15 protein-coding genes are annotated in these 13,628 nt (G+C 70.4%); 2 read left to right on the plus strand and 13 right to left on the minus strand.

The genetic code is table 11. From position 1 onward, the window contains the following. Positions 1 to 2: 2 nt before the first annotated feature. Together HD557_RS13560 and HD557_RS13565 are read right to left on the minus strand one after the other, a co-directional pair. Entirely contained in the window at positions 3 to 269 is a 267-nt protein-coding gene (locus HD557_RS13560) for a hypothetical protein (RefSeq protein WP_196874233.1), read from the minus strand. Beyond that, positions 266 to 1,315, minus strand: coding sequence for an HAD-IIA family hydrolase (locus tag HD557_RS13565; protein ID WP_196874234.1), 1,050 nt, complete (start codon positions 1,313 to 1,315; stop codon positions 266 to 268). The genes HD557_RS13560 and HD557_RS13565 overlap by 4 nt, the downstream gene beginning before the upstream one ends. Positions 1,316 to 1,380: 65 nt before the next feature. Here HD557_RS13565 and HD557_RS13570 point away from each other — a divergent pair, with 65 nt between their 5' ends. Then, a complete protein-coding gene (locus tag HD557_RS13570; RefSeq protein WP_196874235.1) occupies positions 1,381 to 2,541 on the plus strand; it encodes a DUF1015 family protein in 1,161 nt (386 codons plus the stop codon). Here HD557_RS13570 and HD557_RS13575 read toward each other — a convergent pair. Together HD557_RS13575 and HD557_RS13580 are read right to left on the minus strand one after the other, a co-directional pair. Further along, the gene (locus HD557_RS13575) at positions 2,538 to 2,957 is read right to left on the minus strand and encodes a single-stranded DNA-binding protein (protein WP_008359419.1); all 420 of its coding nucleotides are present in this window, start codon (positions 2,955 to 2,957) and stop codon (positions 2,538 to 2,540) included. The genes HD557_RS13570 and HD557_RS13575 overlap by 4 nt on opposite strands. Before the next feature lie 102 nt (positions 2,958 to 3,059). Then, entirely contained in the window at positions 3,060 to 4,238 is a 1,179-nt protein-coding gene (locus HD557_RS13580; protein WP_307785622.1) for an epoxide hydrolase family protein, read from the minus strand. A gap of 116 nt (positions 4,239 to 4,354) precedes the next feature. On the opposite strand from HD557_RS13580, the gene HD557_RS13585 reads away from it, so the two are divergent. Beyond that, the gene (locus HD557_RS13585) at positions 4,355 to 4,960 is read left to right on the plus strand and encodes a TetR/AcrR family transcriptional regulator (RefSeq protein ID WP_196874236.1); all 606 of its coding nucleotides are present in this window, start codon (positions 4,355 to 4,357) and stop codon (positions 4,958 to 4,960) included. 51 nt (positions 4,961 to 5,011) lie between these two features. Here HD557_RS13585 and HD557_RS13590 read toward each other — a convergent pair whose 3' ends face one another. From HD557_RS13590 to argC, 9 genes are read right to left on the minus strand one after another with little or no spacing between them, the layout of a single operon-like run. Continuing rightward, entirely contained in the window at positions 5,012 to 5,581 is a 570-nt protein-coding gene (locus HD557_RS13590) for a DNA-3-methyladenine glycosylase (protein ID WP_196874237.1), read from the minus strand. Continuing rightward, complete coding sequence (gene argH, locus HD557_RS13595) at positions 5,581 to 7,002, minus strand: argininosuccinate lyase (protein ID WP_196874238.1); 1,422 nt, start codon at positions 7,000 to 7,002, stop codon at positions 5,581 to 5,583. Before argH ends, HD557_RS13590 begins: the two co-directional genes overlap by 1 nt. Next, positions 6,999 to 7,469 (minus strand): NUDIX hydrolase, encoded by a 471-nt coding sequence (locus HD557_RS13600; RefSeq protein ID WP_196874239.1) that lies wholly within the window; start codon positions 7,467 to 7,469, stop codon positions 6,999 to 7,001. The genes argH and HD557_RS13600 overlap by 4 nt, the downstream gene beginning before the upstream one ends. Beyond that, entirely contained in the window at positions 7,469 to 8,929 is a 1,461-nt protein-coding gene (gene argG / locus HD557_RS13605) for an argininosuccinate synthase (protein ID WP_008359411.1), read from the minus strand. The genes HD557_RS13600 and argG overlap by 1 nt, the downstream gene beginning before the upstream one ends. A 25-nt stretch (positions 8,930 to 8,954) precedes the next feature. Beyond that, positions 8,955 to 9,482 carry an arginine repressor gene (locus tag HD557_RS13610; RefSeq protein WP_196874240.1) on the minus strand — a complete coding sequence of 176 codons (528 nt, stop codon included), beginning with the start codon at positions 9,480 to 9,482 and terminating at the stop codon, positions 8,955 to 8,957. After that, positions 9,479 to 10,402: an ornithine carbamoyltransferase gene (gene argF / locus HD557_RS13615; protein ID WP_008359408.1), complete on the minus strand. Its 924-nt coding sequence runs from the start codon at positions 10,400 to 10,402 to the stop codon at positions 9,479 to 9,481. The genes HD557_RS13610 and argF overlap by 4 nt, the downstream gene beginning before the upstream one ends. Further along, a complete protein-coding gene (locus HD557_RS13620) occupies positions 10,399 to 11,574 on the minus strand; it encodes an acetylornithine transaminase (protein WP_196874241.1) in 1,176 nt (391 codons plus the stop codon). The genes argF and HD557_RS13620 overlap by 4 nt, the downstream gene beginning before the upstream one ends. After that, the gene (gene argB, locus HD557_RS13625) at positions 11,571 to 12,512 is read right to left on the minus strand and encodes an acetylglutamate kinase (RefSeq protein WP_374221683.1); all 942 of its coding nucleotides are present in this window, start codon (positions 12,510 to 12,512) and stop codon (positions 11,571 to 11,573) included. The genes HD557_RS13620 and argB overlap by 4 nt, the downstream gene beginning before the upstream one ends. Continuing rightward, entirely contained in the window at positions 12,509 to 13,546 is a 1,038-nt protein-coding gene (gene argC, locus HD557_RS13630; protein WP_231380281.1) for an N-acetyl-gamma-glutamyl-phosphate reductase, read from the minus strand. The genes argB and argC overlap by 4 nt, the downstream gene beginning before the upstream one ends. Positions 13,547 to 13,628: the final 82 nt, after the last annotated feature.

A 13,628-nucleotide genomic window follows, 5' to 3' on the forward strand; every position in this document is an offset into this window, starting at 1 on the left:
TCTCAGGGCTGGTCGGTCGGCCGCGGATCACCGGACGCCGCGGCGATCCGGGCCATCGCGTCGTGGGCCTCGGTGTCGGGGTCCAGGGCGCGGCGCAGCTCGGTGTGGGCGGCCTCGAAGACGCTGACGTGCTCGGTCAGGGGCAGCTCGTCGAGCCGGTCGAGCGACTCGAGGACCGCGTCGACGCGCGCGACACCGGTGTGCGGCGCCGTGCCGGCGCCACCCAGCCCGGCCGGGGCCGGAGTCTCGTCGAAGTGCTGCTCGCTCATGGGGCTGAGACTACCGTCCCGCCGTCGGCATCCGGGCGAGGCGGCACGGCCTGTGCGCCGATCGTGACCGCCGTCCCGGTGGCGTCCAGGTGTGACCAGGCGCTGGTCGCGGCGACCCGCCACCAGTCGTCGGTGCTTCCCTGGCCGGTGACGCGCAGCTCGCCGTCGCGTACCTCTGCCGTCCAGCCGGCGAGCCGTGCCGTCGTGCCGTCGCTCTCCGGGGCGGCGTGGGGCTCCAGCAGCCCGCGCAGGTCGGAGGAGATATAGGCCGGCCGCCGCTGCGGCTCGGCCGCGACCAGATCTTCGAGTCCGGTCACCCCGGTGAGCACGAGCAGCGTGTCGATGCCGGCGTTGTGGCCGCCCTCGATGTCGGTGTCGAGCCGGTCGCCGACCATCAGCGGGCGCTCGGCCTCGGTGCGCCGGATGGTCTCCTCGAGCAACGGCCGCGACGGCTTGCCCGCCACCACGGGCTCGACACCGGAGAATCGGCGCAGGGTGTCGACCAGGACGCCGTGGCCCGGCGCGATCCCGAAGGCGGCCGGGAAGGTCATGTCGGTGTTGCTGGCGACCCAGAAGAGACCGTCCTTGATCCGGACCGCCGCCCGCAGGATGTCCTTCCACAGCAGCTCGGGGTTGTAGCCCGTCACGATCGCCTCGGCGTCCTCGTCGACGGCCACCGGCACCAGGCCGACTGCCTCGATCGGCTCGCGGAGCCCGGCTGCACCCAGGTTGACCACCTTCGCACCCGGGTCGAGACGCTCGGCGAGAACATGAGCGGCGGCCTGCGCCGAGGTGACCACGTCCTCGGCGGTCGCCTCGATCCCCAAATTCTGGATGTTCGCGGCGACCTTGGCCGGAGTCCTGGCGGCGTTGTTGGTGATGAACGCCAGGTGCAGCCCGGCCTCACGCGCCGCGGCGAGCGCCTCGGGGGCGCGCGGGACCGCGGCACCACCGATGTAGACCACTCCGTCGAGGTCGAGCATCGCCACGTCGTAGACCGAGGCGAGCGTCTGTTCTGAGCCCTTCAACTGATGGCCGGTCAGCACACGGAGTTCCTTACTCTGAGTCGGGGGTTCGGCGAATGGCACCAGTGTGACCCTACGATGTGCGGATGGACGATACGGGTGTGGTCAGGGCGCCGTACCTGGGGCGTCCGCTGCGCCTGGAGCCTTTTCGAGCACTCTCGCTGGCGCCGTCCCGGATCGGTGACCCGACCTCGGCACGGCTCTACTCACGGCCCTATCGCGGCGTCGCGTCCCGGATCAGCTCATGGCTGGCACGTGGCGACCTGCGCGAGCATCGCGACCTGGCGCTCTACCTGCACGAGTACACCGCGGCCGGGATCACCGTGCGTGGCGTCGTCGGGATCCTCGACGTCTCGCACCGCACCGACGAGCCCGGCGAGGCCGCCGTGCTCCCCCACGAGGGCGTACGCACCGCGCAGGCCGAGCAGCTCGCCTCTCGGATGCGGCAGATGAGAGTGCACCCGGCTCCGATCCTGCTCACCTACCACGCGCCCGACGGCGTCGCCGCGCTGCTCGACCGGGTGCAGACCAGCCCTCCCGAGGAGCAGTACGACGACCACGGCGGTCAGCACCATCGGGTCTGGGCGATCACCGACGAGGCGCTGATCGGGCAACTGCGCACGGCCTGGGCGAGTCAGCAGGCGCTGATCGCCGACGGACACCACCGTTACGCGGCGTACGCCGAACTCCAAGGGGTCGCCGAGCCGGGCGGCTCCACCGCGACGGACTTCGGTTTGGCGATGCTCATCGACCAGGACGACACGCCGTTGCAGCTCGGAGCGATCCACCGCGTGCTCGCCGGGGTGAACCTGCGCGACCTACGGGCCGCGGCCGAGGCCGTCGGAGCCGAGTGGACCGCTGGTGGCCGTGACGCCGCGCTGGGCAGGCTCGGGCCGGGCGTGATCGTGGTCAGCGACGGCCGTGGCTGGGCCACGCTCGAGGTCGACACCTCCGAGAGCCCGATCACCGGCGACGTCGGCTACCTGCACGACCGAGTCCTCCCGGAGCTGCGCCGGCAGCCGTCGCGGGTGCTGCACGCCCATCAGGTCGATGCCGCGCTGAAGCGGGCCCGCCCGGGTCGCGACGTCGCGGTGCTGCTGGCGGCGCCCACGTTCGACACCATCCTCTCCTCCGCCTCGATCGGTCAGCTGCTCCCGGAGAAGGCGACCTCCTTCCAGCCCAAGCCGCACCCCGGCGTGCTCATCCGGCTTCTCGATGCCGTCCGGCTGGAGAAGTCGCGGCACTAGCTCGCCTGCCTCGTCGCCGCGGCGGCACGACTCACCCGTCTGGCGGTCAGCACCTCGACCTCGGTCATCGACTGCAGACGTCCGCCGGTCTTGAAGAACCGGCGGCGCAGGGAGCCGTTGACCTCGATCACGTCACCGACCTGCCAGGTCATCGCCGCCCGCCGGACGCGGGCGACCCAGGTGTGACATTCGAGCGCATCGATCTGCACCCGGCTCCCCCGGCGTTTGTCGCGTGGCCTGTTCACCACCACCCGGAACGCGGTGAGCTGGTCACCGCTCGGCAGATCCCTCTCCTCCGCGGCCAGCGACAGCCGGCCGATCAGCCGCACCTCGTTGACCGTCGCCAGCCCGCCGGCCGGCCCCATCCGCTCGCCATCGTCCGGTGATGGCTCCTTCTCTACCCTTGCGACCGTCATCTCGATCACCTCCGACCACCAGCCTGGTCGGGAGCACCGACAGTTCCGCCCGGGTCCACGCGGCCTGTGGACAACCTCGGTCCGAACCGGGCCTGTGGATGGTCATCGGCCCGTCCGATGAGCTCTGAGCGGCCGCAGGCCGGTGCGGATCTCGTCGACCAGGATGTCCGGCTGCTCAAGGGCGGCGAAGTGACCGCCCTTGTCCGCCTCGGCGTAGTGGATCAGGTCGGTGTACTTGTCCTCGATCCAGGTGCGCGGCAACACGGGGATGTCCTTGGGGAACACCGTCACTGCGACCGGCAGCGTGAGAGTCGGACCAGCCATGGTCGCAGCACGGTTCTCCCAGTAGATGCGTGCTGAAGACGCGGCGGTGTTGGTGAACCAGTACAACGAGATGGTGTCGAGGATGGTGTCAAGATCGATCGCGTCCTCGGCGAGGCCTCGGTTGTCGGTCTTGGAATGGTACTTCTCGTAGATCCACGCTGCCTGACCGGCGGGCGAGTCAGCGAGGGCGAATCCAAGGGTCTGGGGCCTCGTTCCCTGGAGGTGGTTCGACCCGCCGAGAGGGCCGCCATAAAGGGCAAGGGTGTCCACGGCGTACTGCTCCTCCGGCGAAAGGCTCTCGGGGATCGTCTCGGGAAACGCGTACGGGGTGTTGAGATGGATGCCGAGCAGTCCTTCGGGCCGAAGGTTCGCGAGCGTGGTCGTCACGACGGAGCCCCAGTCGCCGCCCTGAGCAGCCCAGCGGGTGTATCCGAGCCGACGCATGAGCTCCGCCCATGCCCGAGCGATGCGCTCGACGTTCCAACCGGTGCTCGTCGGCTTGCCGGAGAACCCGAACCCCGGCAAGGAGGGGATCACGACGTCGAAGGCGTCGGCGGCACGGCCTCCGTGCGCCACCGGGTCGGTGAGCGGGCCGATCAGCTGCAGGAAGTCCAGGATCGAGCCCGGCCAGCCGTGGGTCAGGATCAGCGGCATCGCGTTCGGGTGGCTCGATGCGACATGGATGAAATGGATGTCGAGACCGTCGATCCGCGTCACGAACTGCGGATGACGGTTCAGCGCGGCCTCCAACCGACGCCAGTCGTAGTCGTGCTCCCAGTAGCGGATCAGTGTCCTCGCGTGCTCCAGCCGCACTCCCTGCGACCAGTCGGCGACGGTCTCTCGATCCGGCCAGCGGGTCCGGGCGAGCCGGGACTTCAGGTCGTCGATGTCGGCATCGGGGATCGCCACGGCGAAGGGCCGGATGGCGTCCGATGCGACAGCGGGTGTTTCAGGCACGATGCGTCTCCTCGGCGGCGGCTTCCACCGCACAGCTCTTGCGATGCACACAGGTGTGCAATGACATGCAGCAGTGACCGTACTCCATTGCACATGTCTGTGCAATGATTGGATGCATGGCGACTCAGACAGCCCGCGAGCAGGCGATGGAGGAGACTCGAGCGCGCATCATCGACGTCGCACGCGAGCTGCTGGGGCAGCGTCCGGACGCGGGGATGGGGGACGTCGCGGCTGCCGCGGGCGTGGTGCGACGGACGGTGTACGGACACTTTCCCGCGCGAAACGACCTGGTGCGAACGCTCGCCGAGCAGGCGGCGGGCGAGATCGCTGCCGTGCTGGAAGAAGTCGACGTGGCCGAGACGCCGGCGGACGAGGCCTGGGCGCGGTTCGTTCATCGGTTGTGGCCGTTGGCGCACCGATACCGAGTGCTGCTCGCGCTGCGCCGGGGCGAGTATGGCGACGAGATCCACGAGCTGTTGGGCTCCGTCGACGCGATGCTCGCGACCCTCATCCGGCGGGGGCAGAACGCCGGCGAGTTCGGAACCCATCTTCCTCCGGACGCTCTTGGACGGATCGGTTACGCGGCGGTGTTCGCGATCGCCGACGATCGACGCGGCGATCCCGCGCTCGACGTCCGGGCAGCCGCCATCACGAGCCTCCTCGTGCTCGGCGTGTCGGCTGAGCGCGCCCACAGCCTGGCCGACACATCCCTCTCCGACTGAACACAGAAGCGGCGCTACGCACCCCGGTGGTCCTCATCGGTGAAAGCGAAATCAGAGAGCTTTCGCCGGCCGGTAGCGCGAGACCGTCGGGTCGCCGGCGACCCAGAACCGCCACGGACGCTCCGGGGCGAGACGCAACCCGACCCGTGGCCCGGCGGCCACCTCGATGCCCGCCCACGCCTCGGCCGGCGCCAGGTCCAGCTCGAAGTCGGTCGTCCCGTTCATGGTGAGGTCGATCCCGACGGCCGAGGCGAGCCGGGCCGGGCCCCGGGCGAGATCGACGTCGCGTACCGTTCCGCGTCGTTCCCGGGCCACCTCGATGCCCTCGACCACCTCTCCAGCGCGGAGCAGGATGCCGCCGGGTTCGCCCTCCGGGTGGCAGACCAGGTTGGCGCAGTAGTGCATGCCATAGGTGAAGTAGACGTAGAGCCGCCCCGGCGGACCGAACATCACCCGGTTGCGGTTCGTCTCGCCGCGGAAGGCGTGCGATCCGGGGTCGTCGGCGGCGTACGCCTCCACCTCGGTGAGCCGCACCTTCACCCCGTCGAGGGACAGCGTCGCCCCGAGGAGCCGCGGAGCGGTCACCTCGGGGCGCTGGTTCAGCAGTTCCGTGAGTCGCACTAGGACGGACGGAACCCGGCTGCCTTGGACCGGAGCTCGGCGAGCTGCTCGGCGACCCGGTCGGGGGCCGTGCCACCCCGGCCGTCGCGGGAGGCGACCGATCCCTCGATGGTCAGCACCAGGCGTACGTCCGGGGTGAGCGCCGGGGAGATCGTGGCGAACTCCTCGTCGGTGAGCGCGTCCAGCTCCACGCCCCGCTTCTCCGCCGCCTGGACGCAGGCGCCGGCGAGCTCGTGGGCGATCCGGAACGGGGTGCCCTGCCGCACCAGCCACTCGGCGATGTCGGTCGCCAGCGAGAAGCCCTGCGGGGCGAGCTCGGCCATCCGGTCGGTGTTGTAGACCAGCGTGGCGACCTGCCCGGTGAAGGCCGGGAGCAGCACCTCGAGGGTGTCCAGGGAGTCGAAGACCGGCTCCTTGTCCTCCTGCAGATCCCGGTTGTAGGCGAGCGGCAGCGCCTTCAGCGTCGTCAGCAGCCCGGTCAGGTTGCCGACGAGACGTCCGGCCTTGCCCCGGGCGAGCTCGGAGATGTCGGGGTTCTTCTTCTGCGGCATGATGCTCGAACCGGTCGACCAGGAGTCGTGCAGCGTGACGAAGTCGAACTCCTTGGTCGCCCACAGGATGATCTCCTCGGCGATCCGGCTGATGTCGACCCCGATCTGGGCGCACACGTAGGCGAACTCGGCGACGAAGTCGCGCGAGGCGGTCCCGTCGATCGAGTTGGCGCTCGAACCGGTGAAGCCCAGCTCGGCGGCGACCAGTTCCGGGTTGAGCCCGAGCGACTGCCCCGCGAGCGCCCCGGACCCGTACGGCGAGTCGCAGACGACCCGCGCCTGCCAGTCGTTGAGCCGGTCGACGTCACGCAGCAGCGACCAGGCGTGGGCCATCAGGTGGTGGGAGAGCAGCACCGGCTGGGCATGCTGGAGATGCGTACGTCCCGGCATGATCGCGCCGAGATTGTCCTCGGCCTGCGTGGCGAGGGCGTCGATCAGGTCGAGCACGAGCCCGCGGAGCACCCGCTCGTGGTCGAGCAGATAGCTCCGGAAGAGGGTCGCGATCTGGTCGTTGCGCGAGCGCCCGGCGCGCAGCTTGCCACCGACGTCGGGACCGATCTCCTCGATCAGCAGCCGCTCCAGCGCACCGTGCACGTCCTCGTCGGACGCGGCCGGGAGCAGCCGTCCGGCGGTGAACCGGTCGGCGAGGACGTCCAGACCCCGGTGGATCTCGTTCTCCTCGTCGCCGGTGAGCAGCCCGGCCGCCCCGAGCGCCTTGGCGTGGGCGTGCGAGCCGGCGATGTCGTAGAGCGCCAGCCGCCAGTCGAACTGCGTCGAGCGCGAGAGCGCCTCCAGCTCCGGCGACGGCCCCCCGGCGAACCGGCCGCCCCAGAGCTTGCCCTCGTTGGTGGTGTTGGCAGGCGTGGTCACGACTCTCCTCGTACGGCTTTGATAGCGATCTCCATGATGTCAGGAAGTGCGCCGGGCGATGCGGTGCCCTCGGCGCGGAGCTTGTCCGGCGTCCACCAGCCGGCTTGGACGACGGACGCGACCTCGATCGGCTCCAGGTTCGCGAAGCTGATCTCGACCTCACGGTCGAGGGCGAGCGCGAAGTAGGCGTTGTGGCCGCTGTAGTCGACGCCGTTCCAGCTGTATTCGTCGTCGTGGATCTGGACGGGACCGACCAGCGCCTCGGGCATGACCCGGACGCCGGCCTCCTCCCACAACTCCCGGACGGCGGTGCCCACCGCGTCCTCGCCCGGGTCGATGGCGCCACCGATGCTGGTCCAGTAGGCGCCGCGCGACGGGTTTCCCGGATCGGTGTCCTGCAACAGCAGCACCTCGCCGTCCGAGCTGACCGGGAGAACCCGCGCCGACCTGCGATGGACGCGGACCATCAGTCGTTGCCCGCCTCCAGCGCGGCCTCGTCGAGGATCGTGTCGTCGAGGACGGTCCCCTCGACCGGAAGGGCGGCGGGGATGGGCTTGCCGTCGGTGGCGGCGATGCGGTCGAAGCCGCCGGCGGGAAGCTCGCCGAAGAGGGTGCCGTTCTCGACGAGAACCGTGCCCTGGTCCAGAGGATGCCCGGCGTAGATCTCCAGCTTGGAGCGCGAGTCGGCGATGTCGAGGTTGCGCATGGTGAGCTGGCCGATGCGGTCGACGGGGCCGAAGGCGGCGTTCTCGACGCGCTCCATGGAGAGCTTCTCCGGGTGGTAGGAGAAGTGCGAGCCCTCGGTGTTGAGGATCGTGTAGTCCTCGCCGCGGCGCAGCCGGAGGGTGACGGTGCCGGAGACCAGGGAGGCGATCCAGCGCTGGATCGACTCGCGCAGCATCAGCGCCTGCGGGTCGAGCCAGCGGCCCTCGTAGAGCAGCCGGCCGAGCTTGCGGCCCTCGTTGTAGTAGTTGGACATGGTGTCCTCGTTGTGCACCGCGTTGAGCAGCCGCTCGTAGGCCGCCCACAGCAGCGCCATGCCCGGCGCCTCGTAGATGCCGCGGGACTTGGCCTCGATGATCCGGTTCTCGATCTGGTCGGACATGCCCAGGCCGTGGCGGCCGCCGATCGCATTGGCCTCGTAGACCAGCGCGACGGGGTCGGAGAAGGACTTGCCGTTGATCGCCACCGGGCGGCCCTCGACGAACGAGATGGAGACGTCCTCGGTCTCGATGGCGACCGAGGGGTCCCAGAACTTCACGCCCATGATCGGCTCGACGGTCTCCAGCGAGACGTCGAGGTGCTCCAGGGTCTTGGCCTCGTGGGTGGCGCCCCAGATGTTGGCGTCGGTGGAGTAGGCCTTCTCGGTGGAGTCGCGGTAGGGCAGGTTGTGGGCGACCAGCCACTCCGACATCTCGTGGCGGCCACCGAGCTCGTGGACGAAGTCGGCGTCGAGCCAGGGCTTGTAGATGCGCAGCTCGGGGTTGGCCATCAGGCCGTAGCGGTAGAACCGCTCGATGTCGTTGCCCTTGAAGGTCGACCCGTCGCCCCAGATGTTGACGTCGTCGGCCTGCATGGCGCGTACCAGCATGGTGCCGGTCACCGCACGCCCCAGAGGCGTGGTGTTGAAGTAGGCACGGCCGCCGGAGCGGATGTGGAAGGCGCCGCAGGCGAGCGCGGCCAGGCCCTCCTCGACAAGCTGGGGCTTGATGTCGATGGCGCGGGCGATCTCCGCGCCGTAGGCCATCGCACGGTCCGGGACCCCGGAGATGTCGGGCTCGTCGTACTGCCCGATGTCGGCGGTGTAGGTGCACGGGACCGCGCCCTTGTCGCGCATCCAGGCGACCGCCACGGAGGTGTCGAGACCTCCGGAGAAGGCGATGCCGACGCGCTCACCCTTGGGAAGGGAGGTCAGGACCTTGCTCACGAGATGATGCTCCTTGCTCTGAAACTTACGGAATGTCTGTGGACTTGCCGGCGAGGCTGAGGAACCGCTCGACGAGCGCCGCTCCGCCCTTGGGCTCGCGGCCGATGACGAGCACGGTGTCGTCGCCGGCGATGGTGCCGAGGATGTCGGGATACTCGGCCCGGTCGATCGCGGAGGCGAAGTACTGAGCGCCACCCGCAGGGGTACGCAGCACCACCAGGTTCGCACTCCCGTCGGCGCTCACCAACAGCTCACGGGCCAGTCGGCCGAGCTTGCTGCGTCCGCTCGCGGACTCCCCCGGCGCCACCGCGGTGCGGTCGCCGCCCTCGCCGGGAACCGCGTAGACCAGCGCACCGGACGGTGTCCGCACCTTCACCGCGTCGAGCTCGTCCAGATCGCGCGACAGCGTCGCCTGGGTGACGTTGACCCCGTGGGCCAGCAGCGCCTCGGAGAGCTCGGTCTGCGACCGGATCTCCCGGCTCCAGATGATGTCGACGATCAGGGACTGCCGGGCACCCTTGGTCGCCGGCCGCTGGGTCTCGTTGGCCGTCATCGTCGCTCCCACAGGAACGCCAGGATCGCCTTCTGGGCGTGGCGCCGGTTCTCCGCCTCGTCCCACACCAGGCTCCGCGGGCCGTCGAGCACCTCGGCCTCGATCTCCTTGCCACGGTAGGCCGGCAGGCAGTGGAGCACGACCGCGTCGGGGTCGGCGTGGCCCAGCAGCTCGGTGGTGAGCGCGTAGGGCGAGAACACCGCGACCCGGGCGGCCGCCTCGCTCTCCTTGCCCATCGAGACCCAGGTGTCGGTGATGAGTACGTCGGCCCCGGCTGCCGCCGCGACGGGGTCCGAGGTCACCGTGACCGAGCCGCCGGTCTCCTGGGCGATCTCCTTGGCCCGGACGAGCACCTCCGCGTCGGGGGCGTAGCCCTCCGGCGCGCCGAACCGGACGTGCATCCCGGCCGTGGCCCCGGCGAGCGCCCAGGAGTTGCCCATGTTGCAGGCCGCATCGCCGAGGAAGGCCGCGGTCACGCCGGCGAGGGATCCCTTGTGCTCCTGCAGCGTCTGCAGGTCGGCGAGCAGCTGGCAGGGGTGGAACTCGTCGGTCAGCGCGTTGACGACCGGGACGCCGGAGTGGGCCGCCATCTCCTCGAGGTCGCTCTGCGCGAACGTACGCCACACGATCTCACCCGCCTGACGACCGAGGACCCGGGCGACGTCGGCGACCGACTCCCGCTCGCCGATCCCGGCCAGGCGGCCGTCGACGAGCATCGAGTGGCCGCCGAGCTCGGCGATGCCGGAGGAGAACGACGCCTGGGTGCGCAGCGTCGGCTTGTCGTAGATCGTGGCCACGGTCACCGGGCCGGCCAGCGGCTTGGCGGCGTACGGCTCCTGCTTCATCGACGCCGCGAGCGCGAGCACCTCGGCCTGCTCGGCCGGGGTGAGGTCGTCGTCGCGGAGGAAGTGTCTGGTCATCTCGCCTCCTCCGCTGAGTCGAGGATCCCCGGCCACGCGGCCAGCAGCGCCTCGGCGTCGTCCTCGGTGAGGACGAGCGGCGGCACGATGCGGATCCGCTCGGGGGTGGCGTTGTTGAGGATGAAGCCCGCCTCGAGAGCAGCCGCGGCGACGGCGGCCGAGTCGAGACCGGCGAGGACCACGCCGATGAAGAGACCCTCACCGTCGACGCGCACGACCCGCGGGTCGGCGGCGAGACCGTCGCGCAGCTTCTGGCCGAGCACGGTGACGTGCTCGAGGAGCTTCTCGGACTCGATCGTCTCGATCACCGCGAGACCCGCGGCGCAGGCGACCGGGTTGCCACCGAACGTGGTGCCGTGGTTGCCGGGCTCGAAGAGCGTCGCCGCGCGGCCCAGACCGATGCAGGCGCCGATCGGGAAGCCGCCGCCGAGGCCCTTGGCCAGGGTGACGATGTCGGCGGTGACGCCGGAGGTCTCGTGGGCGAACCAGCGGCCGGTGCGGCCGATGCCCGACTGGACCTCGTCGAGCCACAGCAGCGCGCCGTGCTCGTCGGCCACGGCCCGCGCGGCTGCCAGATAGTCGGCCGGGGGCACGACGACGCCTGCCTCGCCCTGGATCGGCTCGAGGATGATGGCCGCGGTCTCGTCGGTCACGGCGGCCGCCAAGGCCGAGGCGTCGCCGTAGGGGACGAAGGTGACCTCGCCCGGGAGCGGCTCGAACGGCGCCCGGTAGGCCTCCTTGGCGGTCAGCGCCAGGGCACCCATCGAGCGGCCGTGGAAGGCGCCCTGAGCAGCCACGATGTGCGTACGGCCGGTGCGCCGGGTCAGCTTGAAGCCGGCCTCGTTGGCCTCGGTGCCGGAGTTGGTGAAGAACACCCGTCCGGTCTCTCCGCCGGGAACCCGGGCGAGCAGGGCCTCGGCCAGCTCGACCTGCGGGTGGGAGGTGAAGAAGTTGGAGACGTGGCCGAGCGACTGCATCTGGGACGTCACCGCGGAGACCAGCGCCGGGTGGGCGTGGCCGAGGGCGTTGACGGCGATGCCGGCCAGCAGGTCGACGTACTCCTTGCCGTTCTCGTCCCACACGTGGGCGCCCTCGCCTCGGGTGAGGACCAGCTTGGGGGCGCCGAAGGTGTTCATCAGGGAGGCGGCGTAGCGCTCTCCATAGGTGCTCATCGGTCCAGCTCCCTTGCCTTGCGGGTCTTCGTGGTGACGCCGGGGAGCACCTGGGTGCCGACTCCCTCGGCGGTGAACAGCTCCAGCAGCACCGCGTGCTGCTCGCGGCCGTCGACGACGGTGGCGCGCTTGACGCCGCCCTTGACCGCCTCGAGGCAGGCGCTCATCTTCGGAATCATCCCGCTGGCGAGGTCGGGAAGGATGCCCTCGAGGGCCTCGGGGCTGATCTCGCCGATGACCTCCTCGGGGTCGGGCCAGTCGAGGTAGAGGCCTTCGACGTCGGTGAGGACGAGCAGCTTCTCGGCGGCCAGCGCGATCGCCAGGGCGGAGGCGGCGCGGTCGGCGTTGACGTTGTAGATGACGCCGTCGGCGTCGGGGGCGACGCTGGAGACGACCGGGATCCGGCCGGCCTCGATGATGTCGAGGACCGACGCGGGACGTACGTCGACGACCTCGCCGACCTGGCCGAGGTCGACCTCCTCACCGTCGACGACGGTGCTGGCCGGCTCGGCGGTGAAGAGCCCGGCGTCCTCGCCGGACAGACCGACGGCCAGCGGGCCGTGCTCGTTGATGAGTCCGACGAGCTCACGCTGCACCTGGCCGACCAGGACCATCCGGACGACGTCCATGGCCTCGGGGGTGGTCACCCGCAGCCCGCCGCGGAACTCCGACTCGATGCCGAGCCGGTCGAGCATGCTCGAGATCTGCGGCCCGCCGCCGTGCACGACGACCGGCTTGAAGCCGGCGAACCGCATGAAGGCGACATCCTCGGCGAAGGCGCGCTTGAGCTTGTCGTCGGTCATGGCGTTGCCGCCGTACTTCACCACGACGATCTTGCCGTGGTACTCCTTCAGCCACGGCAGCGCGCCGGCCAGGGTGCGGGCCTTGGCGGGGTCGGGGCGGCCGGGCTCATGCGAGACGGTCTCGAGTTCGATCACGGGGCCACTCCCACCGTCGACAGGCCGGCGGTCTCGTCGAGACCGAGCGCGAGGTTCATGCACTGGATCGCTCCCCCGGCGGTGCCCTTGGCGAGGTTGTCCTCGGCACCGATCACGACCAGCCGGCCGGCGGCCTCGTCGACGGCCACCTGCAGGAGGACGGCGTTCGAGCCGAGCACGGCCTGGGTCTGCGGCCACTGGCCCTCGGGGAGCAGGTGGACGAAGGGCTCCTCGCCGTAGGCCTTCTCGTAGACGGCGCGCACATCGGCCGCGGTCACGTCGGTGGCGAGCTTGGCCGAGCAGGTGGCCAGGATGCCGCGCGGCATCGGCACCAGCACCGGGGTGAAGGAGACCGACACCTCGCCGTCGACCAGCGCAGACAGGTTCTGGACGATCTCGGGGGTGTGGCGGTGGACGCCACCGACGCCGTAGGCGCTCACGTTGCCCATCACCTCGGCGCCGATGAGGTGCGGCTTGGACGACTTCCCCGCGCCGCTGGCGCCGGTGGCGGCGACCACGACGACCTCGGGCTCGACGATGCCGGCCTCGACGGCCGGCGCGAGGGCGAGGGTGGAGACGGTCGGGAAGCAGCCGGGCACGGCGATCCGGTGGGCGCCGGTCAGGGTCTCCCGCTGCCCACGCAGCTCGGGCAGCCCGTAGGGCCAGGTGCCGGCGTGGTCGGTGCCGTAGAACTTCGTCCACGTCTCGGCATCGGCAAGCCGGTAGTCGGCACCGCAGTCGATCACGACCACGTCGTCGGGAAGGCCGGCGGCGATCGGTCCGGACTCCCCGTGCGGCAGCGCCAGGAAGACGACGTCGTGACCGGCCAGGGTCTCGGCGTCGGTGGGCTCCAGCACGCGGTCGGCCAGCGGGAGCAGATGGGGCTGGAGGCTCCCCAGGGTCTTGCCCGCACTGGAGGCGGCGGTCAGGGCGCCGATCTCCACCTCGGGGTGGGCCAGCAGCAGCCTGAGCAGCTCACCTCCGGCGTATCCACTGGCACCGGCTACGGCGACGCGCTTCTTCGTCATGTGCATGAACATACGTCACTCTGCATGTATGTCGCAAAGCGTGTTCGACCCCTGAGACGGCCGTGAAGGAAACCCGGAGGAAATGTGT

The sequence above is a fragment of the Nocardioides luteus genome (assembly GCF_015752315.1).
In the GTDB taxonomy this organism is placed as follows: Bacteria; Actinomycetota; Actinomycetes; order Propionibacteriales; family Nocardioidaceae; genus Nocardioides.

What these genes read in the sequence shown, in the direction of transcription:
- HD557_RS13560 (WP_196874233.1), bottom strand. Translation starts at nt 269, where the DNA reads ATGAGCGAGCAGCACTTCGACGAGACTCCGGCCCCGGCCGGGCTGGGT.
- HD557_RS13570 (WP_196874235.1), top strand. Translation starts at nt 1,381, where the DNA reads ATGGACGATACGGGTGTGGTCAGGGCGCCGTACCTGGGGCGTCCGCTG.
- HD557_RS13575 (WP_008359419.1), bottom strand. Translation starts at nt 2,957, where the DNA reads ATGACGGTCGCAAGGGTAGAGAAGGAGCCATCACCGGACGATGGCGAG.
- HD557_RS13585 (WP_196874236.1), top strand. Translation starts at nt 4,355, where the DNA reads ATGGCGACTCAGACAGCCCGCGAGCAGGCGATGGAGGAGACTCGAGCG.
- HD557_RS13600 (WP_196874239.1), bottom strand. Translation starts at nt 7,469, where the DNA reads ATGGTCCGCGTCCATCGCAGGTCGGCGCGGGTTCTCCCGGTCAGCTCG.
- HD557_RS13610 (WP_196874240.1), bottom strand. Translation starts at nt 9,482, where the DNA reads ATGACGGCCAACGAGACCCAGCGGCCGGCGACCAAGGGTGCCCGGCAG.
- argF (WP_008359408.1), bottom strand. Translation starts at nt 10,402, where the DNA reads ATGACCAGACACTTCCTCCGCGACGACGACCTCACCCCGGCCGAGCAG.
- HD557_RS13620 (WP_196874241.1), bottom strand. Translation starts at nt 11,574, where the DNA reads ATGAGCACCTATGGAGAGCGCTACGCCGCCTCCCTGATGAACACCTTC.
- argC (WP_231380281.1), bottom strand. Translation starts at nt 13,546, where the DNA reads ATGCACATGACGAAGAAGCGCGTCGCCGTAGCCGGTGCCAGTGGATAC.